The 11,553-nt window shown below is 57.8% G+C and carries 8 protein-coding genes and 8 pseudogenes; 4 read left to right on the forward strand and 12 right to left on the reverse strand.

Annotation, left to right across the window (positions count from 1 at the left end; all coding sequences use genetic code 11):
- The coding region (tnpC, locus tag C5F75_RS26175) for an IS66 family transposase (RefSeq protein WP_146075223.1) at window positions 1-938 on the forward strand (938 nt) is incomplete at its 5' end.
- 85 nt (window positions 939-1,023) lie between these two features.
- Window positions 1,024-1,353 (forward strand): GNAT family N-acetyltransferase, encoded by a 330-nt coding sequence (locus C5F75_RS26180; RefSeq protein ID WP_258048594.1) that lies wholly within the window; start codon window positions 1,024-1,026, stop codon window positions 1,351-1,353.
- Between the two features lie 25 nt (window positions 1,354-1,378).
- Here C5F75_RS26180 and C5F75_RS26185 read toward each other — a convergent pair.
- The 3 genes and pseudogenes from C5F75_RS26185 to C5F75_RS26195 form a co-directional block, all read right to left on the reverse strand.
- Window positions 1,379-1,603, reverse strand: a pseudogene (locus C5F75_RS26185) (TniB family NTP-binding protein); the annotation flags it as partial.
- An 8-nt stretch (window positions 1,604-1,611) separates the two neighbouring features.
- Window positions 1,612-3,240 (reverse strand): Mu transposase C-terminal domain-containing protein, encoded by a 1,629-nt coding sequence (locus C5F75_RS26190; RefSeq protein WP_104012914.1) that lies wholly within the window; start codon window positions 3,238-3,240, stop codon window positions 1,612-1,614.
- A gap of 212 nt (window positions 3,241-3,452) precedes the next feature.
- A pseudogene (locus tag C5F75_RS26195) lies at window positions 3,453-3,632 on the reverse strand (transposase); the annotation flags it as partial.
- A 169-nt stretch (window positions 3,633-3,801) separates the two neighbouring features.
- Between C5F75_RS26195 and C5F75_RS26200 the strand changes: the two are divergent.
- A pseudogene (locus tag C5F75_RS26200) lies at window positions 3,802-4,172 on the forward strand (transposase); the annotation flags it as partial.
- A 331-nt stretch (window positions 4,173-4,503) separates the two neighbouring features.
- Here C5F75_RS26200 and C5F75_RS26210 read toward each other — a convergent pair.
- The 4 genes and pseudogenes from C5F75_RS26210 to C5F75_RS26225 form a co-directional block, all read right to left on the reverse strand.
- Entirely contained in the window at window positions 4,504-5,232 is a 729-nt protein-coding gene (locus tag C5F75_RS26210; RefSeq protein ID WP_219817250.1) for a hydrolase, read from the reverse strand.
- Between the two features lie 45 nt (window positions 5,233-5,277).
- Window positions 5,278-5,973, reverse strand: a complete 696-nt coding sequence (locus C5F75_RS26215) for a pirin family protein (RefSeq protein ID WP_104012896.1) — start codon at window positions 5,971-5,973, stop codon at window positions 5,278-5,280.
- A gap of 242 nt (window positions 5,974-6,215) precedes the next feature.
- A pseudogene (locus C5F75_RS26220) lies at window positions 6,216-7,229 on the reverse strand (transposase); the annotation flags it as partial.
- Window positions 7,230-7,257: 28 nt separating this feature from the next.
- A pseudogene (locus C5F75_RS26225) lies at window positions 7,258-7,767 on the reverse strand (integrase core domain-containing protein); the annotation flags it as partial.
- Window positions 7,768-7,812: 45 nt separating this feature from the next.
- Here C5F75_RS26225 and C5F75_RS26230 point away from each other — a divergent pair.
- Window positions 7,813-8,823 carry an IS110 family RNA-guided transposase gene (locus C5F75_RS26230; protein WP_219817251.1) on the forward strand — a complete coding sequence of 337 codons (1,011 nt, stop codon included), beginning with the start codon at window positions 7,813-7,815 and terminating at the stop codon, window positions 8,821-8,823.
- Window positions 8,824-9,109: 286 nt separating this feature from the next.
- On the opposite strand, the pseudogene C5F75_RS26235 reads toward C5F75_RS26230, so the two are convergent.
- From C5F75_RS26235 to C5F75_RS37360, 5 genes and pseudogenes are all read right to left on the reverse strand, one after another.
- A pseudogene (locus C5F75_RS26235) lies at window positions 9,110-9,244 on the reverse strand (IS3 family transposase); the annotation flags it as partial.
- Window positions 9,245-9,488: 244 nt separating this feature from the next.
- Window positions 9,489-10,502, reverse strand: coding sequence for an IS110 family RNA-guided transposase (locus C5F75_RS26240; RefSeq protein WP_099315887.1), 1,014 nt, complete (start codon window positions 10,500-10,502; stop codon window positions 9,489-9,491).
- 39 nt (window positions 10,503-10,541) lie between these two features.
- Window positions 10,542-11,041 (reverse strand): annotated as a pseudogene (locus C5F75_RS26245) (IS3-like element ISBcen15 family transposase); the annotation flags it as partial.
- Window positions 11,042-11,119: 78 nt separating this feature from the next.
- Window positions 11,120-11,215 carry an integrase core domain-containing protein gene (locus C5F75_RS37355; RefSeq protein ID WP_407641361.1) on the reverse strand — a complete coding sequence of 32 codons (96 nt, stop codon included), beginning with the start codon at window positions 11,213-11,215 and terminating at the stop codon, window positions 11,120-11,122.
- Between the two features lie 12 nt (window positions 11,216-11,227).
- A pseudogene (locus C5F75_RS37360) lies at window positions 11,228-11,436 on the reverse strand (transposase); the annotation flags it as partial.
- Between the last annotated feature and the right edge of the window lie 117 nt (window positions 11,437-11,553).

Genomic DNA, 11,553 nt, shown 5'->3' on the forward strand with positions numbered 1-11,553 from the left:
TCTCGTCGAATACGCTGGCTGCCAGCGTGGTGCGGGTGGGACTGGCCACGCAGCCGGTAATCAACCTGATGCGCGACGCGCTGCTTGAGTCGAACCTGATCTACGGCGACGAGACAACGTTCCAGGTGCTGAAGGAACCGGGACGAAGGCCGCAGGCGAAGAGTTACCTGTGGGCGCAGATCAACGGCTCGGGGCCGCCTGTGCGGATGTTCTCTTACTCGCCGGGGCGCGGCGCCCAGCACGCGCAGAAACTCTACGCCGGCGTCCAGCCTGGCACCGTGTTGATGACGGACGGGTATGAACTCTACAACGGCATCGCCCACGATCATCAACTCGTGCATCTCGGATGCTGGGCCCACGTGCGCCGCGGCTTCATCAAGGCCGAGGAGTCAGTGCCAAAGGCGGCACGCTCGCCGGACCTGCTGGCGACGCGCTTCGTCGTGCTGATCGGCAAGCTGTTCGCGGCCGAGGCGCGTAGTGCGAAGTGGGCGCCCGAACGCCGGCAGCGACTGCGCGCCCGCTACAGCGCCCGCGTGCTCGCCATCATCGAGCACGTGCTGGTCGAGCATCTGCCGGGCGTCGTGCCGTCGAGTCTGCTCGGCAAGGCATTGCAGTACATGAGCGGACAGTGGTCCAAGCTGGTCCGCTACGTCGAGAACGGGAGCTGGCTGATCTCGAACAACCCTTGCGAGAATGCGATCCGACCGTTCGTCGTCGGCCGCAAGGGCTGGCTGTTCTCTGATACGGTCGCCGGCGCGCAGGCCAGTGCTAACCTGTACTCCCTCGTCGAGACATGCAAGGCGAACGGTGTCGAGCCGTATCGCTATCTGGTCTCGCTGTTTAGAGCGCTACCGAAGGCAAAAACCCTCAGCGACTACGAAGATCTTTTACCTTGGAGCACTGTGCGTGATGAAGTCATCGGACTTTCTCATTCGTGAGTCGCGATCATCGGATCACGCAACAATCGCATTCTTGTTGCAGCAACTCGGCTACTTGACGACTCCAGCGCTAGTCCTCGAGAAGATGGAAGCGATGCTTCCGAGCCCGATGGACAAAATCATCGTGGCCTCCGTGCGAGAAAAGGTCATCGGTAGTATTAGCCTCCATGCACTACCTCTCTTCCACGCAGCGGGCAGCCTCGGGCGCATAACTAGCATGGTCGTCGACGAGCGATATCGGGGAAACGGAGTTGGTAGCGCGCTGATTGACGCTGCAGAACACTGGTTTAGGCAGGTGGGATGTGTAAAGTTGGAAGTGACGAGCGGTGACCACCGACCGGCTGCTCACAACTTCTACGAGCGAAATGGTTTCTCGAGGGACGGCCAGCGGCTTTCCAAGACGCTCCATTCATAGAGGGGCGTCTTTACCTGATCGCTTACGTTATTTTCGTCTTGCCAATATTTGAATCACCGTGCAACAGCAGGCACGGCATACGTTCGCGGCGAGGCGTCTCAAAGAGGCGCTCAAGTTGCTGCAGGGCTTGCGTCGCGCGGGGATAGTCGATCCAGCGGTCTCGAAGAAGTCCGAGGATTCGTTCGTCGTTCCCTAACTCGGCTTGCTGTCTGGCAGCCGGTAGCAGATGCGCAAGTGCCCCACCCTTCATGTGTCACCTCACCATTGCTCCACATCGAAGGCCTGAACTGGCGTCGCGTAGTCGACCGCCTCAGCCTCCTGCTCCTTCACGTCATGCCTGTACGGGACAATCCTGTCGCGCAACTCTTCCAAGGGGACGATCTTTTTGCGTGACCGTCGACGTGCACGGGCTGTTGTCTGTTTGGCTCTGGAAATTACATGCCGTTGCTCTTCTATTATCCTGAATATCAGCGACTCAGAAACAGTTTGTTGTCCTTCCACCCTAATGGAATGCAACGCTGCCCGGTGTTCAAATAGAGAAATTGCCGGCCGCCGCATGTCTGCGTAACGGACTTCGAGGTAGTTGCCGCTCCCTGCTGTCACAAAAACCCGCGAGAGGTCCTCCGGATGATACCGAACGGTGACCGCCCGCCGCGTCTGGCGCCAGGCAACGAAAATCGGATGCCAATAACGAACATGGAAGAGCGTCAGTCCGTCAGCCTGGATTTTCCTCTTCACTACGGGCAAAAACCGAATCAAGAACCTGAGCTCAGCGTCGCTGGACGCGGGAAGCTGCCGCGAATCAAGGCTAAGGGCAAGCATCCGCCACGTGTCAGCTGGCGTCGCTCCAAGCAGCCCGCAATGCGGAACGTGGTGGTAGCGTCTGGCGATCTCGATCGCGAGCCATTGCTCGAATTCTCGAAGCGTCAATGAGGCCGTCTTTTCAGACTCTCGCGCCTTGCGTCCTTTGGGAGACGATCCAGTCGCCCCCGGTAAGGCCCGGACACGCTCCATCAGGGTGCGGTTCAAGCGTTCAATATGGCCGCCAAAATGAGGTCGCCCGACTGGACGATACATCAGGTGGATACCGTATTCCCGACATCCACTGCGAAGCGCCCTGCTCTTGAACTCGGCAGCGTTGTCCAGATGGAGAACGTTCGGAATCCCACGCATCGGCCACTCTGCGTCGGCCTCGATCTTCGCGAGCCAGGGGCTTTTGGGCAGGGCCGCTCTGGTCAGCAGCAAACCAACGGTAGCCGCTCCCGGACGCTCCATGCCAACGTAAAAACTCAACACGCACCTGGTTGCAACGTCCAGAGCGATAGTCAGCCACGGGCGACCAATCACCTGTCTGTCGTATTCGCTAACCAAAACCACGTCCGCCTGGGTATGGTCGACCTGAACGATTTCCAGCGGAGACTTTGCGACAAGCGAACCTGGCGCTGCCAGCGCGCTGGGAAGGGCCGCGCGCTGCAGGGCGTCCGCCTCGCGATGCTGAGCCCACCGCCGGCCTATGGTGGTTCGGCCTGGTGGTTGCAGTCCGGCGAGCTCACATCTGCGTCGAACCTCCAGCACGAGATCGGTTGCAGGATGCGCCAAATGTCGTTGAGTGGGCAGCCAGACGTGCACTACTTCGTCAATCACTGCATCAACGGCCCCTCCCAATCGATGGCTGCTCTCAGATGGGCCTCGTCGTTTCGGGATGACCGCGCTCGCTACCGGGTTTGCCAGAAATTTCCGCCGCAGACGATAAACAGTAGTCCAGTGGACGCCCAGCAGATTGGCAGCCGAAACCGCGCGCTTCTTCGAAAGCGGTCCTCGCCCCAATGGCCTGAGGACATCTGCTACTTTTTCCGCTCTGCTAACTGCTTCCTCGGAAACCGTCATTGCCGCTCCTAATCGAGCCTCGTCAGACGCGTTAGCGGAATTAAAGGACAGGTAGAACGCGTTAGCAAAATAAACGGACATCCGAGCGTGCGCGCGTTGCCAAAACGCAACGCGTGAAAAGACGCGCGAAACGGCGGCAATGCCTTATCTCACGGGGCTGCGGCCGTGTCTTACATTAGCGTAATCTGTGGACACGATTAGCAGTTTTTAAGGACTTCAACAGGAAGATCGCGCCAGCGAATGCCGGTCTTCAGCACAAACAGAATGCCCGTCAGCGCTGCGCGATTCGGCACGGGCTTGCGACCCGGGTACTTGAACCGACGGGGCTTGGCAGGTGGTAGAAGTGGCTCGATTAGTTTCCACAACTCGTCGTCAATGATCGGCTTGCCCATCTCCCTGATCCGGTTGTCACGATGGCTCAGGTTAACAGGTCAAGAGAAAAGTTAACAGTAGCTACGCGTCTTTTTGAAACCGTCTCTTAGTCAAAAACACAGTCTTATGCCTGCCCGTTATTGTAAGTGGGTGACTGTGTCCGGCGTTTCAGGGGGCTGCTCCACTCTGGTGCGTGAGTGGCAGCAACGGCCGCTCGAGCCGATGTACCCGGTCGTGTTCTTCGACGCCTTACGAGTCAAGATCCGCGACGAAGGCGTCGTGAGCAATAAGGCGATATACCAGGCGCTCGGCGTGGCCGCGACGACACACGTGACGTGCTGGGCCTTTGGATCGAGCAGACCGAGGGGGCCAAGTTCCGGCTGCGGGTGGTGAACGACTTGAAACTGCACGCCGTGCAGGACATCCTGATCGCCGTGGTCGATGGCTTGACGGGCTTCCCGGAAGCGATCAGCACGGTGTTCCCGGAAACGACGGTCCAGACCTGCATCGTGCATCTGATCCGAAACTCGCTGGACTTCGCCAAGTGGACCGGCTCCCGGCACGATTGGAAAAGCGCGACGACGCAGTTTGCGCTGCTTTACCGGAGCGATTCAACATTGGAATCTCAATCCTAACCCGCCTCACACACGGAATTCCGGATATCTCCGGGTCGCCTGGTACAACCACCATCGGCTGATGGAACCGCACGGCTATATGCCGCCTGCTGAAGCTGAGGCAAACTACTACAGGCAACTCAGAGATGCTGCTGACGTGTTCGCATTAACTTAAACCAACCAGCCTCTACGATTCCCGGTGCGGTTCAACCACCCGTTGGCGATTGATCCAGCTTACGTTTGCACTCGTGCACGGTGTCCCCCTACGCGCAACATGTCATGGCGTTTGCATTGAGCGCTTATATAATGCGCCAATTCCCATTGTTGCAGCATGTTGCGCAAGTATTTTAGCCACTGCACCATGTGTTGCGTCCCGTGTCCAGTCTGCCTGAAGCTCAAGCAAGACCGGCAACCAAGTAATGGGAACGGCTCCCGCCTGAACGAGGCGCTGAATCGCGCGTTCATGAGAGATCGGGTCCGAATCCCCACTCGCGTCGGTGACCACATATACTTCGTAGCCCTCTTTAAGGGCAGCCAAGGCCGGTAGCATGACGCAGTTGTCCGTCCAGAGTCCGGCTATCAGTAATTTCTTTCTGCCGGCTCGATGAACCGCATCTCTAACCCTTGCATCTTGCCACGCGTTGATCGGCGTACGGTCAATCACCGGAACCCCTGGGGCCGCGTCACGAATCTGTGGCAACAAAGGCCCACCATATGCCTTCGACGTAATTGTCGTAATCACGGTAGGAAGCTTAAAGGTCTGTGCCACCTCGGCTAGAGCCGCCGCATTATTGAGCAGTGTATCGATACTGCTGGACTGGGTTGCAAAGACGTATTGCGGCTGAAAGTCAATCAGGAGCAGTGAGCTGTTATCGGGAGTCAGTTGATCATATACTGGTTTAGGATATGGCGTCTCGGGCGGTGCCGCCATGGATTGCATACTTGCGCACGCGAACAGCATGACGGAGATTCTTGCTAGATATCCGAGAAATTTGTGCTTAAACATTAGTGTATCGTAACGATTGAGGGAAATATTTTTGGCGCGGTCCGCTTAACGTAAATCGAATAACAAGACTTCTGCACTGCTTTTCGATATGAGACTAAGCAGGCTCAACTGCTCTGCGTGCACGCCGTCGCCCGTGGACAGCCGCTCCCCGTTGATGTCAAGCGAGCCCTTTACCACATGAATATACGCGCGGCGCCCATTATCCAAGCGATACGTGACTTTTCTCGGGCCGACAATCGATGCATAGATTCGAATGTCTTGGTCGATCTCCAGGGACCCCTCGCTCCCATTCGCCGAAGCTATAAGGCACAGCCGGTCGATCTTCGTTTCCAGCGCGAAGTGGCGTACAGCGTAGCTAGGAGTGGTGTCTCTATGAGCTGGTCTGATCCACCATTGAACGTGCCGTTCAGGAATTTCTCGCGACGCGTTCATTTCACTGTGGACTATCCCTGATCCGGCACGCATCAAGTGCACGTCACCATAGGAGATCGTCGCACAATTTCCTATGTGATCCCGGTGCTCGATTGCCCCCTCCAGCGGATAAGACATCACCTCGACATTATCGTGAGGATGCGGTCCAAATCCCCCGCCGGGCGCAACAAAATCTTCGTTCAGTACAATGAGGTCCGAATAGCAGCGTCGATATTCGTTTCTATATGTCCCAAACTCAAATGAAAAAAAAGCTTCCAGCCAGTCATTTCGGAAAGTTCCTCGTTGATGTGCTGCATGAATCTTAATCATCGCGCTCCAATAATGCTGTATCCGCGTAAGATTCTGCCTTCATGCGCGCCAAAAATCAGTAACGATTCGCGTTTTCTCTGTTCGTGCTAGAGCACCAATGCGCTTTGTCCAACTATATGTGACTCTTTAAGGCGATCAGACAGCGTCCCTGCTATCGACCAACCAGTGGGGAGTTCGCTATAGATGGAAGACCAAACAGAATGTTGAAAAGCGCCACGTTTTGATGACCGGGGCACTGATTAAATGGATTTTGTATGCGATTGGCCGCCGAGTTGTCGATAGATCGTCGTGGCTGCCCCGCTGGCGAGCGGGATTGCCAGCGCGTTGCCGCGAGACGACCGCGCTGCCCAGACGGCTCGTTGCATCGTTCCTTGCGATATCACCGTCAAAATTCGTGCCAACCGAGCCAGGTTACTCGCCAGCATCGTCAAGTTGAAGTGTTGGCCGACCAGTTTGACGCCGCGATACACGGTCTTTCGAATCCTGCCGACATTATTGCCCCAACCGATGTGCTCTTCGATGCGTTTGCGTCTCACCTGGCTGATGCCGCAGCCAGGGTGTCGCGAGATGCGGCCATCGATCGCGCTGCCGCCTTGATGCGTGTCATGGCGCGCGACGTATGGCGTTACCTCGCGCTCACGACAGCCCCACGCAAAGTCACGCATGTCGTAGCCCTTGTCGGCGCAGAGCGTCTCGGCATGACGACGGGGCACGCAATCGAGCGTGCGCCACGCATTGGCGCGTTCGGCGAAGCCGTCCGCATGGCTCACGACGGCGCCGACGACCAAGCTCGAACTGTTCTCCATCAAGATGTGACCGTGGTAGCACAGGACGGACGGCGTGCCTTTGCTCTTCTTGAACAACCGGGCGTCCGATCCGTGCTCGACTCATGCGTGTCGTTGCTGCACCGTTTGCCTCTCCAGTCGGTGTCGCCATTACGTTCGCCGCCGGCCGGCGGATCGTCCAAGCCGTCCTTGGGACCGAAGCTCTAGTGGCCGGCCCACGCCTGGATCAGGATCGGCTCGAAGCTGCCGTCGCGGTCACGGGACACGTCAACCCGGACCGGGGCCGCGATCGGTGATGACTGTCTTGCCGCTGGCGCCGTTGCGCTCATTGGCCTGGCCGGGCGGCTTGGGCTAGCCAGAGGGGTAGCCCAGATGCAGATTCATCTCGGCGCCCATCGCCCGTTCGATGACCGCTTTGTTGAACGCCAGCATCAGATCCTGGACCTCGGTCGGCGTCATCGGCCCCTTGACTGAGGCTAGCCCAATTTCCGTCCCAGTCTTAATTGGAAAATTCCGGCTCTTCGGGGCGAGCCAAATCGGCCCGATCGGTGCACTGGCGGGCGAATTCCGCCGGTGTCATCCACTGCAGCGCAGAGTGAGGGCGCGCCTCGTTATAGTACTCGCGCCAGACCTCGATTTTGCGTCTGGCGTCCTCCAGCGACAAGAACCAATGCGCGTTGAGGCATTCCTCCCGGAAACGTCCGTTGAAGGATTCGTTCTTCGCGTTGTCGGTCGGCTTGCCAGGACGTGAGAAGTCAATCTCCACACCGTTCTGGTACGCCCATTTGTCGAGCGCCTTCGAAATGAACTCGCTGCCATTGTCTGCCTTGATATAGCGGGGAAGCGGACGATGCTGCGCAAGCCGGGTCAGCGCAGCGACAACGTGCTCGCCACGCAACGAGCCGTCGACTTCAATCGCCAGGCATTCTCGCGTGTAGTTGTCCACGATCGTGAGCGTGCGCAAGCGCCGACCATCAAACAGCGCATCAGCGACTAATGGTATGGTCCACCCGCTTCTTCTATCGTAGTGGCGCTACCACCCATGGAGGCTGCCATGAACTCGGTCACGTTAGGAATCGATCTCGGCAAGCGCTGGTTCCACGTCGTCGGCTGCGACGCTGCTGGCAAAGTCGTGCTGCGCGAGAAGTTGGGGCGTAATCAACTCCTGCAGCTTATGGCACAACATCCACCGTGCCTTGTCGGCATCGAAACATGCTGTGGCTCGCAGTATCTGGCCCGCAAATTTCAGGGCTTCGGACATGACGTCAAACTTCTGCCAGCACAGTACGTCAAGCCGTTCGTCAAATCGCAGAAGAACGACTTTAACGACGCTCAGGCTATTGCCGAAGCTCTCCGACTTCCGACGATGCGGTTTGTGCCGCTCAAGTCAGAGGAGCAGATGGATGTCCAAGCGCTGCATCGCGCCCGCGAACGCATGCTCCAGCAACGCCTGGCATTGACCAACCAGATTCGCGGACTGCTGCTGGATCGCGGCATCGAGATTGCACAGGGGTTCTATGCGCTTCGCACCGTGTTGCCCGCTCTGCTCGAGAAGGAAGACGCCGGCTTAACTCCCATGATGCGCGATCTTGGACACATGTTGCTCGACATGTGGAATCACACGGAAACAACCATTGAACAGATGAACGACCGGCTCAAATGTCTCTCACGTGAGAGTGACCTTTGCCGACGCCTTCAAACGATTCCCGGCGTCGGTGTCTTGCTGTCGACCGCCATCGTCTCCGCAGCCGGCAATGCATCAACGTTCCGGCGGGCACGTGATCTCGCCGCCTGGGTGGGGCTGGTGCCACAACAGCATACAACCGGCGGCAAGCCACGTTTGCTAGGTATTACAAAGAGGGGAAACAGTTATCTGCGTCGCCTGTTCGTGCAGGGCGCCCGTGCGCTATGGGTATGGAAAGACAAGCATCCCAACGATCCGATCCAGCCTGGCAAATCCAACTTGCCGAACGCCGGCATGCGCACATTGCAGTCTGCGCACTGGCAAACAAACTCGTACGCATTGCATGGGCTGTCATGCGAAGCGGCGCGGAGTTTAACCTGAACTACCGCACCGGAATCGCAGCAGACCGATAGCTCTACCCCTGACCACCGTTACTTTCCGCAGCTCGCGCAGCCAATCAGCATGGCGCAAACGACCATCCGTCGCTTCCCCAAACCCGTATGGACTTCCGGCAGACATCATGCCGCGCCACTAATTGGGACGGAAGCGTGCGACTACATCATGCAGGCCAGATCCGGCTTCGATCGGATCGCTATAGGCCGGATAGATAAACGCGAGTCGTCTATCGCCACCAGTCTGCGCTTGCGGTTTGCGGGTGGACCATAGAGAAGTCCATACTCCAGATTTCGTTGATCGCGCTCACTGACTGCTTTGGCTGTCGGCGCCGAGCCGACTTGTTCCGTCGAGGTCGTTTGTGGCGCAATGAAAGCCCCAGTTCCCGATACACGCGCTCGACGCGTTTATCGTCTAATTGCTGTCAATAGATCATCCTCCTGGAAAGGGTTCAGACCAGCCGTTTCCTTGTCGTCTTCGTGGTCGTGTTCACGCCACAACATGCCGTCAGAGAGTCGCTACAACGTTCCGATGTGATTGCCGCGGTTTTCCCGCAAAGCGCGTCAAGGAATCGTTGAGGCGACGTAATCAGCCTGGATGAACCGGTACCGCAGTTGTTGCAGGTAAAGCGACTTGCGACGGCGAGCGTGTGGCTATCCCGGGATGAACTCCTTGCCGCTTCTCCACATTGAGAGCAGCAGCGTCGAGAGTTTGCGAGCGGTTGCAACCAGTGCTTTGCGCAGGCCAATCCGGGGAATCAGTGCCTGCGCCCAACGTCGGATTGCGCAGTCGCGCTTATGACGCAGGAGCAAAGCCGACGCCGCCTCGAACAGCATGTGTCTGGTCAGCCGGCAGCCGGTCTTGGATATTCCACCGTTATGGTCGACGTCCCCTGATTGGTACTTCCTTGGCGTTAGACCAAGATACGGACCAATATCGCCGACACGGCGAAATCGATCCGGATTGTCGACTGCAGCAGCGAATGCCACTGCTGTCTTCACGCCGACACCGGGGACCGTCATCAGACGACGACACACATCGCTGGCGCGCGCAATCCGTTCAAGCGCCTTATCGGTCTCACGGACTTGCCTGTCTATATGCCTCCAACTATCGAGCAGGATGTCAACTACGCCACGGATTAGCGATGTCGATGGCGTATGTTGCTCGACGAGTTTCTCGAATGCGCTGCGCGTACCAGGAGGCAGCACAACACCAAAGGTTTTGAGCACCCCGCGGATCTGGTTGTACAGGCCGGTACGCATACTGACCAATTGACTGCGCGCTCCAAGAAGCAGCCGGACTTCGTGGCTCGCGATACTTTTGACTTCGACGGCACGATACCAGCCACTGCGCGTGAGTTGAGCGATGCCGCGCGCGTCATTGCTGTCAGTCTTGTTCAGTTGCGTCGCGAGCGCTGCGTGCACGTGGCGGGCATGAATGCAATCAACAGGAACACCTCGATTTCGCAGTGCGTGATAGAACCATACTGCGAGAGGGCCAGTTTCCATTCCGACGCGCCGGACCTCGGGGGCTTGCTGTCGGATGATGCTATCAATAGCCTGCGGATCCGATGCTACTATTCCGCGCCAGACGGGATTACCGTCCCCATCGATTACGCAAACCGCCGTTGACTTCTGCGATACATCGAGACCCACATACGTTTCCATGGCAGCCTCCGTCGTTAGCCGGAGACGCAATTACAGCATGTGGTTGTCTCGCCAGCCTTCCCGGCGAAGCATCACGTACACGCGAGGTGCACCGTAATGCACCCGTACTTCCGTGATCTCCTTGATGCGCATCTCCAGCGCGCTTTGATCCCGCGCGACCGACTCGTAACGGTAGACCGTGCGGGACAGTTGCAACAACGCGCAGGTCTGCCGCTGGCTTGCGCCGAAACGCTGCATCAAGTCCGTGACCAGATCACGGCGCCGGGAAGGCTTCAGAGCTTTTTTGACAGCACGTCCTGCAGCATGGCCTTGTCCAGCGACAGATCGGCCACGAGCCGCTTGAGCTTCGCATTCTCTTCCTCAAGCTGCTTCAGCCGGCGCAGCTCCGAAGGCGACAGCCCGCCGTACTTCGTCCGCCAGTTGTAAAACGTCGCGTCGCTGATCCCCATCTTGCGGCACACCTCCGCGACCGGCGTGCCCAGCTCGGCCTGCTTCAACGCGTAGGCGATCTGTTCCTCGGTGAACTTGCTCTTCTTCACGGCATGACCTCCTGGTCTCGATGACAACGTCATGCCGGCATTTTCCACTTCCAAATGGGACAGTTTTGTGGGCTAGGGTCACATGCGCGCATCGTCGAGACTGACGAACGCATGCTGGTTCAAACGTTCTTCGCGCAGTCGGCCGTTGAAGCTTTCGATGTGCGCGTTTTCCACCGACTTGCCCGTCTCGGCCTTGATCTTCTCCTCGACGTACATCTTGCGCAGCCGCACGGTCTCGGCCTCCACCTCGTTCGCGCGATCAGCGAAACGTTCATGCCGCCGTACTTCGACTGCCATTTGTAGAACGTTGCCGTGCTGATGCCCAACTCTCGACATAGGTCCGGTACCGCCGTCCTGCCTCCACGCGCTTGAGCGTGTCCATGATCTGGCGCCATCACAACGATCCTTGGGGAAATCCCTCAGTGTCACCACATTTTATTTTAGTCACTATGCTGATTAAATTACTCAGTATAGTGAGTGAATGCCGAGCAGCCGTCTCGAGGTTTCCTTAG

The organism is Burkholderia anthinoferrum (genome assembly GCF_002925705.1).
GTDB classification, from domain to species: Bacteria; Pseudomonadota; Gammaproteobacteria; order Burkholderiales; family Burkholderiaceae; genus Burkholderia; species Burkholderia semiarida.